24 protein-coding genes and 1 pseudogene are annotated in these 20,539 nt (G+C 61.2%); 11 read left to right on the top strand and 14 right to left on the bottom strand.

Translation table 11 applies throughout. The features are described 5' to 3' along the window. Window positions 1–309 precede the first annotated feature (309 nt). The 6 genes from U1E26_08080 to U1E26_08055 all read right to left on the bottom strand — a co-directional run bounded on the left by U1E26_08080 (window position 310) and on the right by U1E26_08055 (window position 6,534). Complete coding sequence (locus tag U1E26_08080) at window positions 310–654, bottom strand: hypothetical protein (protein MDZ4169599.1); 345 nt, start codon at window positions 652–654, stop codon at window positions 310–312. 171 nt (window positions 655–825) lie between these two features. Beyond that, complete coding sequence (locus U1E26_08075) at window positions 826–2,163, bottom strand: HD domain-containing protein (protein MDZ4169598.1); 1,338 nt, start codon at window positions 2,161–2,163, stop codon at window positions 826–828. Beyond that, window positions 2,160–2,807: a hypothetical protein gene (locus tag U1E26_08070; protein MDZ4169597.1), complete on the bottom strand. Its 648-nt coding sequence runs from the start codon at window positions 2,805–2,807 to the stop codon at window positions 2,160–2,162. Before U1E26_08070 ends, U1E26_08075 begins: the two co-directional genes overlap by 4 nt. A 523-nt stretch (window positions 2,808–3,330) precedes the next feature. Beyond that, on the bottom strand, window positions 3,331–4,281 hold the full coding sequence (locus tag U1E26_08065; protein ID MDZ4169596.1) for a sce7725 family protein: 951 nt from the start codon (window positions 4,279–4,281) through the stop codon (window positions 3,331–3,333). 27 nt (window positions 4,282–4,308) lie between these two features. Then, window positions 4,309–5,163 carry a sce7726 family protein gene (locus tag U1E26_08060; GenBank protein MDZ4169595.1) on the bottom strand — a complete coding sequence of 285 codons (855 nt, stop codon included), beginning with the start codon at window positions 5,161–5,163 and terminating at the stop codon, window positions 4,309–4,311. Between the two features lie 168 nt (window positions 5,164–5,331). After that, on the bottom strand, window positions 5,332–6,534 hold the full coding sequence (locus U1E26_08055) for an HD domain-containing protein (protein MDZ4169594.1): 1,203 nt from the start codon (window positions 6,532–6,534) through the stop codon (window positions 5,332–5,334). A gap of 103 nt (window positions 6,535–6,637) precedes the next feature. Here U1E26_08055 and U1E26_08050 point away from each other — a divergent pair, with 103 nt between their 5' ends. After that, window positions 6,638–7,477 carry a class I SAM-dependent methyltransferase gene (locus tag U1E26_08050; GenBank protein MDZ4169593.1) on the top strand — a complete coding sequence of 280 codons (840 nt, stop codon included), beginning with the start codon at window positions 6,638–6,640 and terminating at the stop codon, window positions 7,475–7,477. A gap of 640 nt (window positions 7,478–8,117) precedes the next feature. Here the strand turns inward: U1E26_08050 and U1E26_08045 are convergent. The 4 genes from U1E26_08045 to U1E26_08030 form a co-directional block, all read right to left on the bottom strand. After that, entirely contained in the window at window positions 8,118–8,993 is an 876-nt protein-coding gene (locus tag U1E26_08045; GenBank protein MDZ4169592.1) for a hypothetical protein, read from the bottom strand. Next, window positions 8,994–10,193, bottom strand: coding sequence for a type IV toxin-antitoxin system AbiEi family antitoxin (locus U1E26_08040; GenBank protein MDZ4169591.1), 1,200 nt, complete (start codon window positions 10,191–10,193; stop codon window positions 8,994–8,996). A gap of 128 nt (window positions 10,194–10,321) precedes the next feature. Further along, window positions 10,322–10,507 (bottom strand): hypothetical protein, encoded by a 186-nt coding sequence (locus U1E26_08035; protein ID MDZ4169590.1) that lies wholly within the window; start codon window positions 10,505–10,507, stop codon window positions 10,322–10,324. Further along, window positions 10,504–11,313 (bottom strand): hypothetical protein, encoded by an 810-nt coding sequence (locus U1E26_08030; GenBank protein ID MDZ4169589.1) that lies wholly within the window; start codon window positions 11,311–11,313, stop codon window positions 10,504–10,506. Before U1E26_08030 ends, U1E26_08035 begins: the two co-directional genes overlap by 4 nt. Before the next feature lie 350 nt (window positions 11,314–11,663). Here U1E26_08030 and U1E26_08025 point away from each other — a divergent pair, with 350 nt between their 5' ends. From U1E26_08025 to U1E26_07980, 10 genes and pseudogenes are all read left to right on the top strand, one after another. Then, entirely contained in the window at window positions 11,664–12,029 is a 366-nt protein-coding gene (locus U1E26_08025) for a type II toxin-antitoxin system Phd/YefM family antitoxin (GenBank protein ID MDZ4169588.1), read from the top strand. Further along, window positions 12,019–12,513, top strand: a complete 495-nt coding sequence (locus tag U1E26_08020) for a GNAT family N-acetyltransferase (GenBank protein ID MDZ4169587.1) — start codon at window positions 12,019–12,021, stop codon at window positions 12,511–12,513. The genes U1E26_08025 and U1E26_08020 overlap by 11 nt, the downstream gene beginning before the upstream one ends. 258 nt (window positions 12,514–12,771) lie before the next feature. Continuing rightward, window positions 12,772–13,116, top strand: a complete 345-nt coding sequence (locus U1E26_08015; protein ID MDZ4169586.1) for a helix-turn-helix domain-containing protein — start codon at window positions 12,772–12,774, stop codon at window positions 13,114–13,116. After that, window positions 13,116–13,676: a PIN domain-containing protein gene (locus U1E26_08010; protein MDZ4169585.1), complete on the top strand. Its 561-nt coding sequence runs from the start codon at window positions 13,116–13,118 to the stop codon at window positions 13,674–13,676. Before U1E26_08015 ends, U1E26_08010 begins: the two co-directional genes overlap by 1 nt. A 324-nt stretch (window positions 13,677–14,000) precedes the next feature. Next, a pseudogene (locus U1E26_08005) lies at window positions 14,001–14,192 on the top strand (type II toxin-antitoxin system RelE/ParE family toxin). 57 nt (window positions 14,193–14,249) lie between these two features. Then, window positions 14,250–14,567 (top strand): helix-turn-helix transcriptional regulator, encoded by a 318-nt coding sequence (locus U1E26_08000; protein MDZ4169584.1) that lies wholly within the window; start codon window positions 14,250–14,252, stop codon window positions 14,565–14,567. Between the two features lie 252 nt (window positions 14,568–14,819). Continuing rightward, window positions 14,820–15,629, top strand: a complete 810-nt coding sequence (locus tag U1E26_07995; GenBank protein ID MDZ4169583.1) for a type IV toxin-antitoxin system AbiEi family antitoxin domain-containing protein — start codon at window positions 14,820–14,822, stop codon at window positions 15,627–15,629. Then, entirely contained in the window at window positions 15,626–15,841 is a 216-nt protein-coding gene (locus tag U1E26_07990; protein MDZ4169582.1) for a hypothetical protein, read from the top strand. Before U1E26_07995 ends, U1E26_07990 begins: the two co-directional genes overlap by 4 nt. A 384-nt stretch (window positions 15,842–16,225) precedes the next feature. Then, window positions 16,226–17,020: a nucleotidyltransferase domain-containing protein gene (locus tag U1E26_07985; GenBank protein MDZ4169581.1), complete on the top strand. Its 795-nt coding sequence runs from the start codon at window positions 16,226–16,228 to the stop codon at window positions 17,018–17,020. Next, complete coding sequence (locus tag U1E26_07980) at window positions 17,010–17,447, top strand: hypothetical protein (GenBank protein MDZ4169580.1); 438 nt, start codon at window positions 17,010–17,012, stop codon at window positions 17,445–17,447. Before U1E26_07985 ends, U1E26_07980 begins: the two co-directional genes overlap by 11 nt. Before the next feature lie 138 nt (window positions 17,448–17,585). Here the strand turns inward: U1E26_07980 and U1E26_07975 are convergent, their stop codons facing one another. The 4 genes from U1E26_07975 to U1E26_07960 all read right to left on the bottom strand — a co-directional run. Further along, complete coding sequence (locus U1E26_07975) at window positions 17,586–18,857, bottom strand: Fic family protein (GenBank protein MDZ4169579.1); 1,272 nt, start codon at window positions 18,855–18,857, stop codon at window positions 17,586–17,588. Between the two features lie 148 nt (window positions 18,858–19,005). Further along, a complete protein-coding gene (locus tag U1E26_07970; protein ID MDZ4169578.1) occupies window positions 19,006–19,395 on the bottom strand; it encodes a hypothetical protein in 390 nt (129 codons plus the stop codon). Window positions 19,396–19,469: 74 nt separating this feature from the next. Further along, entirely contained in the window at window positions 19,470–19,802 is a 333-nt protein-coding gene (locus U1E26_07965; protein MDZ4169577.1) for a hypothetical protein, read from the bottom strand. Between the two features lie 229 nt (window positions 19,803–20,031). Then, window positions 20,032–20,539: Fic family protein (locus U1E26_07960; protein ID MDZ4169576.1), on the bottom strand; the 508-nt coding region annotated here is incomplete at its 5' end.

Here is a 20,539-nt window from a genome sequence, read left to right as displayed (position 1 = left end):
CGATTACGGTCAGGGGCCGAAAAGTGTTCGGCTTGCCACCGTTACGGTGTTCGACTTCGACCGTTGGAGTGTTCGACTTGCGGCGTTACGGTGTTCGACTTGCACCGGAATGCTGTTCGACTTCGACCGGAATCCACATCTGCGCCAATGCACGAGAATTGCGCCGGGCGTGCGATCGTGGTGCCAATGGGGGCTGCGATTCGCCGGGCTCAGCTGATCTTTGACTTGTCTAGAGCGTCCTGTTTCGCATTGTCAGGCCCCCACCGATTTAGTTGCGTGCGGTACGCCCTGGTCCAAGGGCACTAGGGCCTAGCAGCGCGTCTCGTCAGTTTCCTGCGGACCCAACTGCTGCAGCAATAGAAGTGCGCTCTCCTCGCGCTGCTGGCTCCAGCACGGCTTGCGCCGCATTGGCAGGTACGCTTCCTCATCCGTGCGTCCAAGCGACTTGGCGTAGTCGAATGTCGCAGCGAGTTCAAGCACGTTGATATCGCGCTCCGCAGCAATTGCGGCGATCGGTGCAGCCAGGTGGTCCATTGTGGACCGAATCTCATCGTTCATCTCAAACGTTCCTGGGATGATCTCGAACGTATACTCGCTTCCGTTGCGGGATTCCGCGACAGTGTCGAACTGCACGAGCAGTTGGATATCCTCCATTAGGCTTTCGCTGTAGGGCCCTCTGAAGTGCATTCGGTATTGGTAGTCTGTAGGTAGACCACGTTTCTGGAGCAGCATGACTGTCTTCTGTAGGCGGATTCGCCCGCTGATTCGGCTGTCGGGCTGCGCAAGAATCACTGCGGCAAGCCAGAGATACTTCTCACGACACACTTAATGATCGCCTCCACCTAGGACTTCGGCTTCTGCCTGCTTGACTATACCTCGTACTTCTGACGCGAAGTAGTAGCGGGCTAGAGAGTACTGCTTCGTGAGGCTATGAAGTGCTTCCGAGACCTCAGTAATCTCTACTACTATTCCCGCTCCGTTCTCGACGCGGATGGGTACCTCCGCCACCAAAACGTTGTAGGGCCTGTAAGGAGTATCGGCAGGTGTGTCGTCGGCCCAGATGTAGTTTATGTCAGCTCCTTGATTCTCCAACTCATCTCTCACGTGACCAACGAATTTCACGACCTCGGTCGTCTTAGCGTGCGTGACATCGATGTGCTTCCACAATCTCCTGTTCCAAAGACCCCAACCCAAAGCCGAAAGAATCGGGTCTCTGGCGCCTTGGCAGCAGTAGATGAACACCGTGAGCATACTGTCATCGAGAGCGAGATACTGATCAAGACTGAGTTTGGCGTCCCCGAATGCTGAGACCACTGCGGGCGGCGCCCCTGGAACCACCTCGGCCACTTGTTGAGGTCCCGTGCAGCCCCGCAACAGGAGTTTGTACCGCGAGAACAGTCGCTCAAGCATGACTTCCGCAGCACGCGTCGCATGGTGGAAGTACACGCTGGTATACATGTGATGGCGCGCCATCACGAAGCTCTCAGCAGCCGTGAACGCCTTCCGCTGGACGTAGATTCCTTTGTCGTCAACGTTGAGATGCTTCACGAGCCAATCGGCCTCAAATACCCCGTACTTGACGCCGGCGAAGTGGCTGTCTCTCACAAGATAGTCGAACCGGTCCGCATCAAGCTGGCTGGATACGATTGATGTCAGATACTCGGGCCAGACATCCATATCTGTCGCCTCTGCGAAATCCGGTATGAAGAAGCTTCCCACTAGAAGTGGCAGCTGCGCGTCGAAGGCTACCAGCATGGCGTTTATCGACGTAGACGAGTCTAGGACTATTTCGACAGTCCGATCCAGGTGTGAATCGTCAGTAATCCTCTCGAAGACGTGCGAGAAGGGTCCGTGGCCTAAGTCGTGTAGTAGCGCGGAAACCAAGAGCACAGTCTCCTGTTCTTCACTCAGCAGCGACTCATCCAGCTCCCTCAACCGGTCCGCAAACCGGCGCGCTTCGCGCAGAACGCCGATCCCGTGCGACAGTCGGGTGTGCGTTGCACCGGGGAAGACGCACTCTGCCATTCCAAGCTGTCGTACGCGCCGAAGTCGCTGAAACTCCACAGAGTCGATGAGGTTCAACAGAAGATGGTCTATAAGCGAGTCGCCGAAGCTGACAAGACCGTGTACGGGATCGTTGAAGTACTTTGGATCGCAGCTCACGATTCCCTCTTCATTGCAGCGTAGGCGGCCGGCATCTTCTTGACGCCACCAGAATCGAACTGAACCATGACGTACGGCATCTTCACGGCCACCACTCGGCCGGGGCCAAATGAAGCATGCACCACACGCTCCTCAACGACGTAGGGCACTGGAGGGCTTGCGGTCTGCGCAACGTATCCATCCTCAGGAATCGCGAACGGCAACGGCAGCGTCGGTTGGCCACCCGCACCAGAAGCCGATGACCCGTCTCCGACGACCTCCGGCACCGACAGAAAGTGCCGCTGGTCGAGCTCCTCGAACTCCTCGATCAGGCCGGTCCTTGTCTTGAGACTCGTGATTAGCAGGACTAGTCCCGCGACCGCACCAATGGCACATACTGCCCACATCACTGGAGAGAACCAGCTCCAGTAGTGCTTGGCGGATTCCTTGTCTGCCCCGAATTGCATCAAGGATATGGCGGCCGTGACAGCCATGCCGAGGAGTAGCGTCGAGAACGACGCCTGCCATGTGGCCTCTGCAGATAGGCGCTTCGCCCTCTTCAGTAGCTGCTTCCACTCGGAGTCCGGAACCAGCCCATAGGTTTCCTCGGCCAGGGGACGGACCTTCACCTTCTGGGTGGCCTCGATGGGGGGCTGCGACGGCACTACAACCCACCGCTCATCCAACGAGCAAGCTCAGCGCTCATGCACCCTCCCCAGAAGTGACTTCAGCCATTGTGTCAGAAGCGGGCCAGAATATGCCAGCGTGCTCTGCCCGGGGAGCGCGGACCCAGGCTATAAGGTCGCAGCCTATGCACGCTCCTGACGCCGTGCTTGTACGGATACCTCTGGGCGAATGTCAAAGAGACTGGTAGAACAAAGCAAGGCAGGGCGAATACGTCTACCGCATCTGCCTGCGGTCTTCTTCGGTCGCACGAACCGGACCCGAGCCCCGTCCTTCGGGTTGTGCACCCGAACGGCTACCACTCACCATCTTCGGGCTGCGAACCCGACATTCTCTCCCCATGCCCGTGGAGCCCAAGGGGAAGTCAAGATCCATGGCGAGTTCCCAACGATGAGGCTACGACGGCCTCCGAGGCCGTCGTAGCCTCATCGAGGGCCTTGCTCCCCCTTGCGGGCCAAAACGGGGGAATCCGTCCCCTCCTCCGGTGCGGTGTCCGCTCCCTCGCTAGAACGAGGCAGCGACGCCCGACGCCTGGATGATGCGCCGTGCTGTCTCGATGTGGTGCATGGCACCCCATCGCTTGGCTGGCCCGAGGCCGGAGTAGTTCCGAGCTGTAGAGGAAGCGAGATAGCTGGCGATACCAAGTGTTCCCATGCCCGCACGCGGCGGGATGCCGACGTTGGCGGCGAGGTCGTCGACTGCCTCGAAGTACATGGTGGGGACGTCCACGCCGACGCTGACGGAGACGAAGTGATTCATTAGGAGTGCTTGACCCGTGTCCTCGGTGACATGCAGGGCGACGGCCAGGGCAGGTCCCCCGCCCGACGAGTATCGGTCGCCGATCATGCAGAAGTCACCGAACCCGTCGAAACTCCGCGCCCTGTACTGATAGGCCAAATCATCGAATGCGCTCTGACGAGGGTAGTCGGAATTCCGCTGGCACGCGTCGAAGCCATCGCGAACCAGGACTCTGGCGGCGGACGGCAGACCCACGTATGCGTTTGAGGCAACACCCGGTTCAACAAAGACGTGAACTGGGGGCACGGCGAAGGGCACCATGGCGGTCGCCAGGGCTGTCGGGTCGAAGGTATGGCTCTTGTGGATCAGGACGCATGTCCGCCCGGCGTACTCAGTTGCGAAGACAGTCAGCTGAGGGAGTGTCGAATTGCCACGGAGCTCGAATGCTGGGAAGACGTTGGCTGCGTACGGGGTGATTGCCTGATCGGCGAGCGCTGCGACCGATGCGGCGTACGTGGGCATCTGTCCAGGACGGCCCTTGTCGCTGTTGGTAATGACCGCGAGACGAGTCACGGCGGCAATTCTAGCGATGCGCCGAACGTTCGCACCGTCGAGGTTCACGGGCTTGATGATGGGCACAACCAAAGGACCCAGCGCGCCAAGTTCAATGACGGAGAAGAGCTCCTCCTGTTTCCCGTGCAGGTAGGGCATGTACATGACCGTTCCCCCCCCATAGATTGCGGACTAAACGCGCAAGAGCACCCGCTCTGACAAGGCCCCCCAATCCGACTTGGACTTCCGGTAGGCGAACGGCGCGAGCCGCAGACTGTGCGGCAAGCCGTCCGCGATGTCCGCGAGCTGGGTTGTACGCTGCCGTTGTTTCAGTATCTGCATGACTTCGATTTGCGCGTCAACAGGGTCCAGTTCCGCAAACGCCTCCAGAGACTGGCCATATCTCAGCGCACGGTCAACGCAGCGCATTTCGACGCCGAGTCGGGAAAGAAGCGACAGGTACTCGTCCGAATGGAGCAGTCGGAAGAGCGCCCCGTTGTCGAGACCCTTCGCGCTAGAGACAGCAGGCCGCACGGTGCTCATAGAATACTTGCGTGAGAGCACGACAATTCCCGTGAACTCAGGCACGACACGGGCAACAGACTCAGCGCGCGTCTCATCTACGAATAGCGTCACGTGCGTGAAGACCCGGTAGTAGTCTTCCAGCTGTGCTGCCAATCTGGAGAAGTCGTCGTAGGACGTCTTAACCTCATATGCGTGCGCCTGCCCATTGATGACAACTAGGTCAGCTCGCGAGTCGCCCACTCTGAACTCGGTGTAGAAGGCAGTCCTCCTGGGGCTGTGGCGGCCGAACAATAGCCTTTCAAGCGCGCAGGACTTGAAAACATACTCAACCGGGTGTTCTCGCACAAGCGTCCGAAAAGCCTCGTCGAACACATCAGCGACCGTGACGGTCGGGAGTGGCGCAAGGCGGTCCGCGAGTAGCTCCTGAGCAACGGTGATCTGCGGCGTAGGTCCGCACCAGGCCAGACGATCGAGGTGCTCGCCCGCGAAGAGGGCCGTTAGTGCGTCCTTGACGCGTCTCAAAGGCAGGTCACCTCTGTCATCATCGGCGCATTGCATCAGCGGCTCACAGACTACCACCTCACCCGGAGAAGGCTTGAGTTCGATAGTTCGTCAGAAGAAAGCCTCTGGTTCGGATGTTGTCCCCGCAGCGCGGACCCTTGACGCTATGGTCGCGCCCTTGTGACGCGACTAGATGCGACGTATTTGCGGTTCGATTTCGTAGAAGCAGAGCTCATATGCGACATCGAAGGTCATGGGATCAATTGAGTCTTCATGATCCGCGCGAGGTCGAATTGGGCCTCGCTTCCTACGTGACTCGTATAGATACAACAGCGCCTTCTTGAGTTCGGGGGAGTAGGTGCCGTACTTCACTGAGTAGTAGGCCTCGAGAAAGGCCGCGAAAGTGTCACATGCCTTCACGAACTCACCGTCGTAATCAATGTCCTGAACGAACGGGTTTAGTACCATCCTGCGAAGCTCGGGGCGCCATTTCTGTGGAACCAGAGTATCTATGTGCTTGTCGTATTGAGTCTTCTCAAAGTCATCAATGACTCTCTTCACTTCGCTGGAGATGTTCTTTATCGGAGAGACAATATCTCTCGTGAGAATCTCGCCGAGGTCGTGAAAGAGAGCGCCGAAGAAGTTGTTGTAGGTGCGGGCATCGCCGATCTTGAGTTGGCGAGTACTGAGGTGAGCCAGCGTCGCCACCACGAGTTGATGGTCCATGACTGGTCTCCTTGGGACTATTGGCGTCTGTGACCAGCGGTCTTGGAATCGCAAGCGTCCGCAGAGATCGAGGAACTTCGCCAGCTTGTCGGGTTCGAGATCATCAACTTCCTTCGGCAAGAACTTCCCGTATTGAGCCTTCTCGTCATCCAGAGCTCGACGTGTGTCAGTGATGTACTTGACCTTATCGACCTCCGAGATGATTTGGTATTCCCACCTCGTCGCATAGTTGCTGGCGCATCTGAGGAGCTTGTACTCGAGACCAAGGGAATCCGGGTCGTCAATCTCAGCGTCAAAGTACTGAACGAAACCATCGAAGGAAGCGGGGCTGACTGCTGTAAGGTCCTCGCGCAGGCTTCCTTGTACATAGCCGAGCAGCGCCTGCCTGCTGCTCTCGTCCTTGTTCAGGTCTCGGAACACCTGGGACTTGATGTCCGTAAGGACGGCCTTCCTGAGGAGTTCGTACACTGCATAGTCGACAAGCTTCGTCCAGTTGATTGTCGGTGGCTCGAGTTGCATTTCAAGGCTGCGACCATACACCCAAGCTGCTGTGACCATATGGGCGTGCTTGCCGAGAATGGTAAACGGAACTGGGCGAGCATGGTCGGTCCATCGCTGCATGGTGGAAGTCTCGAAGAGCTTAGATACGAGCGACCTTGTCAGCATGAGATTCCGCCTAACGGTTGGTGACTGCAGCCGGGCCGTGTCAGACTGGTCCTTACAATCATTTCTACCTAGCTGGGCCGTGTTCCTGCCGAGAGGACGCCTCGTGGATAGACGTACGGGCTGGAGAATCACCAATACTCTCGCGCTCGTAGCTTCCGTCGGCTGGCTTTTTGGGCGACCGGGTTGGGAGCCTCTGAGCAGTACCCTCGTGTTGATAGCAACGCTGTTCTTTCAAGAACGGCGACAATCGAAGTATACGGCAGCCACAGACGTCTTCGATTACGTGTACACGTCATCCGACTCGCAATCGTTCTATGACACCGTCGCTCCTTCCTATGATGCACGAAACTCCTCGCTCTTGCTGGAGACGCATCGCGAGGTGATCAGTAGAGTGCGCAGCCACGTCCAGGGACTCGAGTCGTGGAGCGTACTCGACTTGGGCGGCGGGACGGGTCGTCTAATAGCGGACCACTTCTACGAATACGCCAATGGGATGTGGTCGTACGTTGACGAAAGCCCTGGAATGGTTAGGCAGTTCCAGAAGAACATGGCGAGTGTGGCCCTGAAGACTGCTGCCCGCGTAGAAGACATCGATAGCTACCTCGTCAGCGCTGAACGCGACCAGTTCGACGTGGTGGTCCTCGCCTTGGTCCTCTCGTCAATGGAGTCGGATCCAGACTGGATGGCTGTGGCGAGGGTGTTGAAGCCCGGCGGCGAACTAGTCGTCGCCGACATAGAGCCCTCATATACGGCTACCCACCCCCACTACTCCGTGCTTGTTCGCGGCCAAACCCATGCGCTCAAGACGCGTTCCGTTCACTTGGCCGCACTAATCCCGGCCATCTCGGCTGCCGGCCTGCAATCACAGAGCACGTCGTCAGTGAAGACCGGGAAAGCGACATACTCATTTGTTGCAGTCTTCGGAAAGCCGACGATACCGTAGGCCGCATCGCTGTTCTCGGGGGCCGCGGTGTTCGGATCAACCCAAAACTCCTCAATGACGTTCTTGACTACCGCCCGGCCACAGGTCTAGGCGTTTCATTCCGAGCCCCCAAGGAGGCAACATTGCTCGGGTCGCAAGCGCGTTCTTCGAGTCTCAAACACCAGACCAGGTCGAAGAGGAGGGCCTGCGTACTTCGCGGCCGACCCAGTCGCCCTCGAGTCATCCAGACCGAGACATGCTCCAGCGCGCCGAAGCATGGCCGCAAGAGCAGGATACCGCCAGCTAAGACGAGCCGAAAGATTCGTCCCATCGGCGGCGGACCTCGGTCTCGGTCGGGCGCAGCACGCCGTCTCATGAAGGCTGGTGGTGCCAAGCGCGGAAACGAACAGTGGAAAGGTCGCCTCGAAACACAAACAGGCCAAGCACCATTGACGGTACCTGACCTGCAGATTCTTGGTCGCGGTGACCGGAGTTGGGCCCCTGCCCTTCGGGTTACTCACCCGACGCGAATTCCGGTGCGGCGACACGGAGGGTTTCCAGTTGCTAGGACGCCCCTACTCAACTCCGATGTCGCCTGGCTGTCTTCCTGCATGGGCCGTGCGTCCGCGAACAAGCGCGACGCCCGGTCGCCGAAACAGCTCTACAGCGCTCGCAAGAAGCTGCGCACCACGGACACGGCCTCCAGCCGCAAGCGATCCTCTTCCTCCTCTTCATCGTGGTACTCATCGAACAGGAAGCTGCTGTACTGACCTGGTCCATCCATGCGCTCGTGTTCGAAATGAGCGGCAAGAAGCTCGAGTGCCTCGGTCACCGGCGCCTCTCCGTAGATCGGGCTCTCCTTCGCCGCCGTCGCAGCAGCCTCAGGTCCACCAGGCCAGTTGGAAAGCGTGAAGACGATATCGTATGCGTCCTTGTACTTGACCGACCCCCGCTCGTGCATCGCCATGGCCTTCAGCGTCAGGAACGGCACCAGATTCGCCACGCGAAGAGTGCCAAACGACTCATCGCCATCGGGCAGTGCACCGCGAATCTCTCGCTCCACGTAGTCAAGAGCAACCAGACGTGCGCCGCGAACTTCGAACGCACCGAGCTTTGCCCCAGTTCCTTGTCTCGGACGCGTGATGGTTCCCGGTTCACTTCCTTGCTCCGTAAGGAACTCGATGACAACGACCTTGCCGTCGATGTCGACGCACCACCGAAACGAGGCTTCGCTTCCATCCTCATCCTTGAACAACCGGAAGCCGGCCTTCTTCATGTTAGCGACAAGCGTGTCATACGGTTCGGGGCCCTCTTCGACCACCGCCACGCCCACGACCAAGTCGACATCCATAGTGCCTACGTGCGGCCGCGAATACTCAGGTAGATCAGTGATGAGGTATCTCGGAACGAGACCGCCAGTCAGATACACACGGTCGCCCCATGGGCCTGCGCACTTCAACAAAGCAAGTTGCGCACGCTCGCAAAGACCGGTCGAGTACTCGTCGTAGTCGCTTGCGCGTCGGATGATGTCGCTCATCTAGAGCCCCAGCACGACTTGGCGGAGAAACTGAGCTTGTTCCTGCCCGCGTTTGGGATCCTGCAACAGGTCCGCATACACGCGTGCTGCGTTCGCAACGGAAACGTTCTCCATCTTCTGAGCACGGAACAACGGCGCCTCGGTTCTGGCCTGAAGAAAGACAACGTTTCCGCCCTTGTCCACCGCCTCCGTGCCAAGTGCTGCAGTCAACATTTCGCCGCCCACGTTCGGCCCAACCCAGACTTCACAGATGCGGGCATCGGTGGCGTAAGGCGCAATGATGAGACCGGCGACAGCCCCCGTTACAGCGTGCTCAATCCCTTGCCCGGCGAGGCGCTCGGACACGCTGGCCCCCAGGTTCTTCGGCCCCTGTGCATAGACGTAGGTGGACAGGAGGCGACGTCTCTCACGACCCGCGTCCTCGGCCCACTTGTCCAGCAGCGCCCCCCTGTCCAAGATCCTCCGCTGCTTCCGGGGGCCGCTACCCTCAGCTTCCATGAGCTCAAGGTCTTGCAGTCGCTGCAGCGCCGTTTGCGCAGTTCCAATGGCAACGCCTGCTGCCGCCGCAAGATCAGTAACGCGCCAACAGTCTCGATCTTCAAGTAGGATCTCCTGGACTGCCGTGCCAATCCGTCCGGCCAAACCCTGTCGGCTCCGTGCAGGGGCCTTGTCACTCCTGGCCACCCGCTCACGGTTCACTGCAATGAACGGGTCGTCGACCTGAAACACGAAATGGCTGTCGTCCAGGTAGTTCACGTTGTGCTCACGTAGCAGATCGAGGGCGCCGGTGGTGAAGTGTTCAGCGACGACAGCAACGACGGCGTCGGAGTGCTGCCGCTCCACATGCGCAAGTGCGTTCCTCACTTCTTGCGGTCGGCCATGTCCAGCGCTCACGGCCTTGACCTCGATGACGTGCGCCCTCCCCGCCTGCACCAGGACAGCATCAGGGATTGACCTGACGTCTCTGATGCCTGCCTCGCGGAGGGCGGTCTCAAGTTCTTTGGTTGCACGCTTCGGCTGTGCCATTTTCACCTTCGGTCGCATATTCATGTCTGACATGAATCTGATGTTTCGGCTGAATATTACGTCGCGACCGGCCCAACCGTCAACCCTGCCCTTCGGATGGTGCACCCGACGATGATCAGACGCCCATCTCATCAGCGATGATGCGCACCCATCTCGCCCGGTGCTGCCGAACATCTTCGTCCACTGGCAACGCTGAAACTCGGTCGAGAAGCACTCCGCAGTCAATCAAACGCTCTTGGAGCAGTATCGTGACGAACTCTCGGTCCTTGTCCCTGAACGCCGCCAGCTTGCTGGCAGCGAGATCATGAGCTTCGAGGCATCTCGGGACGGTTCTTCGGCTGTATGTCCACCTCGATAGACGCCCGCAGCGCTTCGGGCGCGTGCGGGTAGCTACCGAGAATCGACTGCGAGCCGAAGATCAGCAGCTCGCAATCCCCCGAGACATCGCACGCCGCCCGAATCGCGTGTTCCAGTTGGGCGTAGTTCATCGCGCCTCTCCCGCCGCCTCGAGCACCCGGTCACGTTCCTCCGGTGTGAGGACTGCGAAGAACGGCGCACTCCGCCGCAGCCGCTCCGCACGTGACGATGCGGAGACGAGCAAGTCGCTGACACGCTGTGGCGAGTAGGTGCGCAGAAGCTGTCGCCACTCGACCAGGTCCGCGGTGGCCATGCCCTGTCCTTCTTCGATAAGCGTATCGAGATGTCGCGCCGCACGCCGAATCAACGTGGGGTCAGACACCACCATCGCCGCCACCGTCTGCGCGGCCCGAAGGCTGCGCGCGGACACCGCCGCGTGCGTCAGCGGAGCCGCGGCACCCTCACTTGAAGTGCCGCCGACAACGCCCCACAGTGCGATGTCCCGATCCCCCGGCGGCGGCGCATCGGCCTTGGTATAGACCGCGACCTCAACAATCAGGTCGAAACGCTGCTCGGTCTCGGCCAAACGCGAGCGAATCTCGTCGCGCGCCCACGAAAGGTGCTCGGCACCCACAACAACCGAGACCCCCAGCGCCGACGCAACGTCCAGCGGCAGTGGCTCACACCATGCCGCACTCACCTCCGGCATCGCCACTGCTTCCCGAACTCCCCGAATCAGCTGGTCGTATTGACGCGCTTCAAGCTCGAAGGCGCGAGTCAGGGGCTCTCTCGCCACGGCAGCATCACGCACACGGTACTTTGGGGCCCGACCTCCCCCCACCTTCTCGACGAACCCGACCGATACCAAGCGTTCGAGCGCCTTCCTCGCCCCTGCAGCCGACGTCCCCGCGAGGACAGCAATATCGGGCGCCCCCATTGGAGCCGCAGCCTCGCTAAGCAACACCCGAACGATTCGAACCTGACCTTCGGAGCCCAAGATGGCGTCGAGCGGGTATCGCCGTGGGCTTCGCTCTACTCTCGGTGGGCGCATAGTCATGTTCCTAACTAGAAACTATAATTACTCTATCGATACTATAGTTTCCCTACGGGTGAGTCAAGTCGCGGCTGACCGCAGATCCGAGTAGCGGCTGGGTGAAAGGATCCGGCGGATTCGAAGACATCGCGAAGCCTGGCTGCGCTACCGTTACCGCCCGCCATCCACGCGTCGCGCAAGAGCATTGTACGTTTCGTATCTTTCGTATACTCTGCAGTCGAGGAGGTTCTGCCATGACCGCAGTCACTGCATCTGAAGCTCGCGTTCGTTTCGCCGAGATCCTGAGTCTGGTGGGGTTCGGCAAAGAGCGTGTTCTCATAGAGAAACATCACCGCCCGGTGGCGGCGCTCGTCTCAATGGAGGAGCTCGCCTTGCTCGATGATCTCGTCGCGGTTGCACAGGATGACGAGCGATTCCGCGATCGTCTCGCGGCCCTGCGCGCTTCCAGAGACCGCCGAGACGTGATGACGCTCATGGCGAACCCGTCCGACGAGACCGTACTGACCCCTGAGTCGTTCCGTGAAGTGTCGGACCGCGTCGCGTACCCTCGCCCGGCCAACGATGCCCTGCGCGGCCTGATGGCCGCCGATGGTGATTAGGCCGCTCACGCAGACAGACGACCCCTCCGGCTTCACCTGCGGATCCAGCGACCTCGATCATTACCTGAAACGGCACGCTCTGAACAACGCCGCCGCTGGTGTCAGCGCGACATACGTGTTCGCCGACGATGATCGGATTCGGGGTTACCTGACGCTGGCCGCGACCACCGTTCGCTCAGGCGAAGTCGCACTCACAGTCAACGCCCCACCGTATCCCCTGCCGGCCCTTCTCGTGGCCCGACTTGCAGTCGATAGCCGGAGCCAGGGTCGGGGGTTGGGATGCCGACTGCTCGCATACGCCCTCGAAGAAGCCGTGGTTCTGCACGCACGGGTCGGCTGCGTCGCGGTGCTGGTCGACGCGAAGCCTGCGGCCGAGTCGTTCTACGCGCGCGTCGGCTTCACTCCCGTTCGATTCGCCTCTCCGGACGCTCGTCATGCGCGCATGTACCTCGAGATCGGCACGATTCTCGACGCGATCGGGTGATATGCGTGGGCATGCCCTTAGGGTGGTGCACCCGAAGGGCAAGGGTTCAAGTCCGGTTTCTGCCACCGAGAAGCTGGCAGGGCAGCGCACACACTCCCTCGTGAACCTTCGCGCGACACCCGAGGTTCCTTCGTTGCGAATATTGCGAATGTTTCGTATGATGCGAATGTGGTTCTCTTAGAAGGCGAGCGAGTGATGCGAAATGCGCAACAGGGTACCGACTCAGCGGCGAATCCGCCCAATGCCAGGGCGCGCACTGTGCGGATCACCGTGACCGATGAGTACGGTATCGAGTCGGAGGCGCCGGAGCCGGTGTATCGCGTCACCGAGGAGGCGCTCTCGATAGTCGCCGAAGGCCGGGACGCGGCGCTCGTTGTGGTCGCGCACGATCTGACCACACAGGAGGCAGCCGACATCCTTGGTGTGTCCCGCCCGCACCTGATCAAGATGCTAGACGCGGGTGAGATTCCGCACTACAAGGTGGGCACGCATCGTCGGTTGGATGTCGGCGATGTCATCGCTTACAGGCGCAATCGCGATGAGAGCCGGCGCACGGCCCTCGACGGATTGGCGACGGAGTCCCAGGATCTCGGGTTGTACTGATGCAGCGCGCTGTCGTACTTGACGCGTGCGTCCTCTATCCCGCTGCGCTCAGAGACATCCTATTGCGCTGTGCCGAGGCGCAGTTCTTCACGCCGATCTGGTCGCAGCGCATTCTTGCTGAGATGCTCGCCGCGCTCTCGAGGCACCGACCGGATATCCCGAAGGAGAGGCTGCTCCGCCTTCAGGACTTGATGTCTGCAGCATTCCCCGAGGCATGCGTTGACGTCGACCCTCTGCCCCTGCTCCTGCCGGATCAGGACGACTCGCATGTTGTGGCAGCCGCCGTGGCCTGTCACGCATCAGTGATTGTCACACTGAACATCCGCCATTTCCCTCAATCGACGGTGGATGTTCACACCCGGGCGCTGGTGATGACACCCGACCAGTTCCTGCTTCAATTGGTGGATGAGGATCCCGATGCGATGGCCAACGTCGTTCGGCGCGCAGCGTCCGCTCTCAAGAACCCGCCACTGTCTTCCACGGAGTTGCTGGGTGCCGTCGCACTCCATGCTCCCGACTACTGCGCGCATGTCGCGTCACTGCTTGAGACCGATTTGTAGCTCGGCATCGCGCCCGCGCTCCCCGCCCCGGCACCTGCCGACTTCGGTGTCGTTATTGAGTGGGTCAGTTAGTTCATCGATCCGCCTGCTACGGCTGCAGCGATGAACTCGACGTGTTGACCGCGTGCGTGAAACCGAGCACGTTGGGTGGCGTGGTGAGGGTCTGTGTTTCTCGGGCCTCCGATGTCAGAGCGTGGTGCTAGGGTGAGGCCACCTTTGGGATTCCTCCGCTCCTCCGTTTCGGTTGGAGGAGATGACCGTGAAGACGCATCACCCACATCCGGCACTTGACCTGTATGTCGTATCTGACATACACTCGGACTCATGAGCGCGGGTGGCGACAAGCCGCTCGTGTGGCAACACGGCGAGGTGCGAACTCCGCCACTGTCGGCTGTGGCTCGAGTCGAGGCAGGCGTACTCCTTCGTCGGCTGCAAAGCGGTAGTTCCATCGGGATGCCCCACTCACGGCCCATGCCTGCAATCGGGTTTCGCTGTCACGAGCTGCGGGTGGTCGATGAGCGGGCGGCGGTTCCGCGACTACGACACGCATGCGGATGGATAGGGGGAACGATTATGGACAAGGCGAAGAGGAGCCGTCTTGAGTCTGGCGGCTGGCGGGCAGGAAGTGCCGCGGATCTTCTGGAGCTCAGTCCTGAGGAAGCTGCGTACGTCGCGCTCAAGCTGGCTCTGGCGAATCTTCTTCGAGACACCCGCACGCGACAGGGATGGACGCAGGTCCAAGTGGCTCGTCGGCTCGGGTCGAGTCAGTCGCGGATCGCCAAGATGGAAGCAGCGGACGCTACGGTCTCGCTGGATCTACTGGTGAAGTCGTTGTTGGCCCTTGGGTCCACCCGCGAAGAAGTTGGCCGGGTCATCGGTCAGGCAGCGTAGGCGTTCGCAGTGGGTGTGACCGGGTTCCGAGGCTCTCGGAGGGTACTTGGCCGAGCTGGACCCAGAGCTGCCAACAAGGCTGTCCAACCTCAAACAGCGAGGGAAGGAACTCGCCGCTGAGGCCCGAGGACCAGGGCTTCAGCTTCGACCCCCTGGCTGATCTGCGGGGCCCGAACTGCCGGTCGCTTTCCGCGCCGCCGCTCTTGATGATATAGTTTGTGTCGAGATAATAACAGTCAAAAGGTGATTAGCGTGACGCGAACTATAACGGAACTTGGACCGCGCGAGGCTGCGTTTCTCGCAACGTTGGCCGGCGCAGCCAAGGACGTCTTCACGCTCGCAGATGCCGAGGGATTCTGGGGCCAGGGGCAAACGACGCTCAATGTGCTGTCTCGGCTTGAGTCGAAGGGGTGGCTGGAGCGACTCGAGCGCGGTAAGTACATGCTCGTGCCGCTGGAGGCGGGGGTCGATCGTGAGTGGAGCGAGGACCCTCTGGCGGTCGGCACCTTCATCGTGCCGACCGGTGCCGCGGCGTACTGGACAGCGGCTCGCCATTGGGGCTGGACCACCCAGTTGCCTAGGACCCAGTTCTTCATTGCTGCGAAACGTCGCTCTCAATCCAGCAAGACCATCCTCGGGGTGCCGTACCGCTTCGTCACGCTTCGCCAAGACAAGATATTCGGGATCACTCAGGAATGGGTGGGGAGTCTGCCGGTTCGAGTGACGAACCGCGAGCGGACAGTGCTCGATATCCTTGATCGACCTGATCTCGCCGGCGGAATAGCTGAGGTCAGCGAGATGCTGCCGCGCGCGTGGAGCGAGATCGACCCCGCGCTGCTCACAGAGTACGTGGAGCGTTTCGGCAGTGGGACAGTCCCGAAGCGACTCGGCTATCTTGCCGAGCAGCTTGCGCTTACCGGTGCTGGTGACTGGATTGATCGGTGGCAGTCGCTCATGGGAGAAGGATTCACCCGACTCGAACGTGGGGGGGCAGAAACAGGGCGATTCGTCAGGCGCTGGAGACTGCGGATCAACACGGGCGGCGATCAGGTGGCACCGTGATTCCCGAGGCGGCGGTCAAGTCGCTTGCCAGAAGGCAAGGCGTGGACGCCATGGTGGTCGACCGCGATCACGCGCTCGGCGTAGTCCTGTGGGCGCTGAGCCGCAACACCCTTGACGCGGTATGGGTGTTCAAGGGGGCACCTGCCTTCGGAAGCCGGCGCACGGCCCTCGACGGATTGGTTACGGAGTCCCAGGATCTCGGGCTGTACTGATGCAGCGCGCCGTCGTTCTAGACGCGTGCGTCCTCTATCCCGCTGGCCGCCTTTCGTCAGGCGGCCGTCAGAGCCTCATGCAACACTCCCGCGCACCGGCTCGGGGTTGTTGTTGCGCCGGTCGACCGGCGTGCGTAGAATCTAATCAGCAAACCCGCCAAGCCTCTCAGCGATGCTCACCCGGCGGGTCTTTCCTTTTCCAGGGGCGCTCATGCAGGTTTCTACTTCGTCTGTGGTTATACGCACGATGCTTGGATGCTGCGGATAGACACAGTTCGAGGTGCTAGGGTGATGACCGTGAACGCTCATGTCCTCTGAGGCCCTTGACCCGTCCGGGCGACAGCAGTAGGCTTACTTAGTCGAACGACTAAGGAGCTAAGTCAAATGACTGCAAGTCAGCCCACACACACCATCACCGCCAGCGACCTTGCAGGTAGGCTTGGCGCCGTCTTGGACGAGGTTGCCCAGGGCTCGTCGTTCGATATCACAAGGCATGGAGTGCTCATTGCCACCGTGACTCCCGCTGAACACCCACACGTCGGCGAAACGACCCAACCCCTGATTGCCGAGGAGTCAAAGGGGACGTACGAGACGAAGCTGCCACCCACCGCCATGACGCGCCTGATCGGAACGGCCGCAACCCGAGAGGTGCTCGCGGTCTTTCTCCGAAATCCGGCGTCAGTCCTGCATCAGCGCGAGATTGCGCGCCGAGCCGGGTTGGGCCTTCGTTCCGCACAGATTGCCCTGGGCAGGTTGGAGGATCTCGGGCTGCTCGAGTCGGCTCGGGACGGGAATCGGCGCACCTACAAGGCGGTTCGCAGCCGGCGATTCGATGACCTGCTCGCACTCTTCTCTCGCGAGCTGGGTATCGCCGAGACGATCGCGCGTCATTTGGACAGCGTGGAGGCGCCCGTAGTGTGGGCGTTCGTCTTCGGGTCGGCGGCATCTGAGGCCGACACGGTGAGCAGCGACATCGACCTGTTGGTGGTAAGCGAGGCGTCAGACGATGCTCTTGTCGCGCCGATCGCCGAGGCGCAAAGGGAGCTTGGGCGCGAGATCGATGTGGTCAGTTACACACCGGCGGAGTTTGCGGCCAAGCGTGCTGGCGGCAACCACTTCATCGATGCCATCCTCTCGCAGCCGCGGTTCGATGTGGTTGGGGGACCCGATGGCTCCTGATGCTCTGGATCCCCTGGAGACATCCGCCCAAGAGATCTCCGAGCTGCTGAAGCGCTTTGAGACGGCCGCGAAGGACGCACGCGTCATGGGCCAGAGTGTTGAAGGCAGGTACGTCGATGCATACACGGCCGGCTTCCTGCTAGCGAAGGTGGTCGTCAGGGCTTCGGGCTACCGTGTCAAGGGGGGCGAGAACCACCGCGATACACTTCGAGTCGTACCTTGGCTCATGGGCTCCGATTCCCAGGCCAGCGTTGACGCGCTCGACTCCGCTCGCAAGAAGCGCAACGCGACGCTGTACGACGCCGAGGGGTTGGTTGGCGAAGAAGATGTCGAGGCTCTGCTTCGCAGAGTCGAGCACTTCGAGAAGCTTGTTCGCCGCTGGCTGGCGAAGGCGCATCCCGAACTGACCGATTCAGGGGCCGCATAGCGGCTCGCACTGCGCGCGAGGGACGAGTAACGCCTTCCTGTGCTGGCAGGGATACCGGCGAGCTTCTGCTTCGGGTGCACCACCCGACTCGTCGCGACATTCCTGCAACGGGAGCTGCCACGCGGGCTCGCCACGCACCTACCGTCTTGCCGGCACCGGGCGAGCAGGTGGTGAGACGCGTGTGTCCCCTTCGGGGCTTGCCAGCTGCCGCTCGAGCGTAGCGAAGGCATCGATGATCTCGATGGCCTCGAAGGCCCTGTTTCGGCGGCCAACCGTGATCTGACTGAGGATGCCGGCGTCCACGAGTCTAGCCACTGCCTCGTTCACCTGGGGCTTGCTGCGCCCAAGCGCCGCCGTCGCGCTCTTCACGCTCACCACTGTCATGCCGGGGAGCGTCCGCACGAGCAGGTCAGTGGACGACCCCGCGCGAATCCGTCCAAGGCGAGAGCGCCATGCGGTCTCAATCTGCTTGCAGCGCTCCTCGAACTCGACAGCGTCGCCAACTGCGCGTACACACGCCGCAGCAAAGCTGGCGATCCAGCGATTGGCTCCATCATGCGCCTCGATTGAAGAGGCCTCTCCCTCATACCGGTAGTCCGTAAGCCCGCCGATGTAGTCGGCTGTACGGGTGGCCAGGACCAGCGACACGGGCGGCAGCACCCGCGTCGAAACACCCCGACGGCGCAGGATCAGATGGATGAGGGCGCGGCCCACGCGGCCGTTCCCGTCGACGAACGGGTGAATCGTCTCGAACTGCGCATGCGCGATGGCCGCCTGCACCACCGCTGGCAACATGTCCGAGTTGCAGAACTCGCACAAGTCCTCCAGCAGCGCATCTACCTCGCATGGGGGAGGAGGCACGTAGCCGGCCGAGCATGGGTTGTAGATGTTCCCGCCCACCCAGTTCTGGACCTCGCGCGTCTCACCTGCGTACTTCGACATCCGGGTGTTTACCATCAAGCACCTATGGATCTCGAGCAGATCGTCCACCACCAGGTCGCGCCCGTCGCTCGCCACCTGCAATGCGGCACCCATCGCGTCGATGTTGCCTAGGATCTCTTCGGCACTCATGTCGGCAACGCCCTCGCCCATCTGCCTGGCTGCCTCGGCCCGCATCAGACGCCGCGGGCCGACCTCGAGCCCCTCAATGCGTGAGGAGGCGACACTCTCCGCGCGCAATAGCATTCGCGCGAGAGCCTCGGTGTCGGTGAGTGCACCGGCACGCCCGTCGAGCTTCGCGATCGCGGCCTCGGCGTCAGCCACATCCGCGGCGACATCTCCGTTGAGCCGGAAGGCGCGCGTCGCAAGACGATCGGGCAGGTAGGCGCGATACTCGCACGATCGCCGTTCGGCACGAGGGATGCCGCTGGTTGCCTCTGAGACCCATCGTTCTGTGATGTAGCCAGCCATGAATAGCGCCTCCTGTTAGTAAGGTTTATACCACAAACCTAACTATAGCGGCAATTCAGTTGGCCTTTCTCGCGGGAATCGGATTCGAGCCCCTCCCCTTCGGGGTACTCCTCCAAAGGGCGCCGGTCACCCCTTGGATGAAGTCAGGCTAGAAATTGAAGTCATCGGCCTGCTGCTCCCAGTCGATCCCGCCGAGCTCGCCCGCGCCAATCTCGTCAGGCACGAGGGATGCCGATTCTTGGAACCACGCGCACACCAGGGCCGAACCGTCCCTGGCCGGATCAAGGGGCTGCGATTCAAGGCAGGCCATGACGCGCACTCCGGGAATATCCTTGGCTTCGCACTCCGGAACGATGACCAGCAGGGGCATGCGATCGCCAAAGGTGTGGGCGGCCTCTTCGTACGTGGATGAGATCATCGTCAGTTTTGTCGATTCCTGGTTGGACCAAGCGAGGAATCCTGCCCAGGTGTCCGACACCACGTAGCGAGACGCCCATACCCTACGACCGTCACCGAGGGTGAGGGTCAGTACTGACATCGCATTCCTCCAGTCGGTCGCCGAAAGTGACGCTTGAGCCGCAGGGCGCCCCGAGCCCCCGACCCGCAGGGGCGTTAGCTCACAGACGGGACCCCGCTCCAGTCGAGTGAGTTCGCCAGAGCCAGCCGCGCGCTCTTGGAGAGTCTGGCTCCCATGCCGATGCGCTGCCCCTGAGAGCGGGCGTGTGCCACGTGCCAGCCGTTGCCATGCGGGCACTCGTAGGCCCTCAGGAGGCTGTCGCGGGATGCGCGTTTCCTGTTCTCGCGGTCGAACCGCTTGATGTGCGAGTTCGCTTGGCGTCGACTGCTGTATGCGATCTTCCCGCACTCGCGGCACGGCACCGTCTGCAGTACGGCCTGTGGCGGATAGTACGAATCACGGTAGGGACCCTCGGAGTGACGACCCATGACAAGGCCTCCTGACTCTCGCCCCAGCGCCTCTTCGCGCTCTCGAACGGGAGTATGGCGTCAGGGTGTGACATTGGCGTGCGACTGGGCTTGGAGGCCAGACGCGATTGTGCCCCCTGAGCTGCAAGTCAGTGGTCGCGGAGATCGGCTGCGCACCCCCCGCCCTGAGGGTTGTGCACCCGACGTCAGGCGTTCAGACCGTCACTGGCTCTCGCCACCCACTTGCGGCTCACGAACGTGCGAAGGCTCGCAGGAGCGCATAGTCGAACTCCCGGTCTGCCTTCTGCAGAGCACGCAGACAAGCGGAGCGAGTCTCGCCCGGGGCTGTCAGATCTCCGCTTCCCCACGTGAATCGTCTTCCTCCCAAGGCGATGGCCAGGAGGTCGGCCGCTAGGCGCGCATGGCGTCCGTTGCCGTTCGGAAACAGGTGGACCTGAACGAGCCGGTGATGGAACCAGACAGCCATTTCATCGGCGGAGTCTGCGGGGATTGTCGTCGTCTCGATCCGCGCGCGTGCGTCTGCCAGCAGGTTGTGAAGTTGAACCGCGATCTGGCTCGGAGCGACGCCGATGCTCGTCTCACGCAGCCTGAACGTGCGTATTCCGGTCGAAGCCGGACACCTATTCCACGCGATGCCGGACACCGTTCCGCCGCAAGCCGGACAGCATTCCGGTGCAAGCCGGACACCGTTCCGCCGCGAAGCCGGACAAATCCGGCCCTTCTGAGCGGAATCGTGT

The organism is Coriobacteriia bacterium, assembly GCA_034370385.1.
Taxonomy (GTDB): Bacteria; Actinomycetota; Coriobacteriia; order Anaerosomatales; family PHET01; genus JAXMKZ01.
The sequence above is the reverse complement of the archived record's forward strand: the minus strand, read 5'-3'. Positions and strand labels throughout refer to the sequence as shown.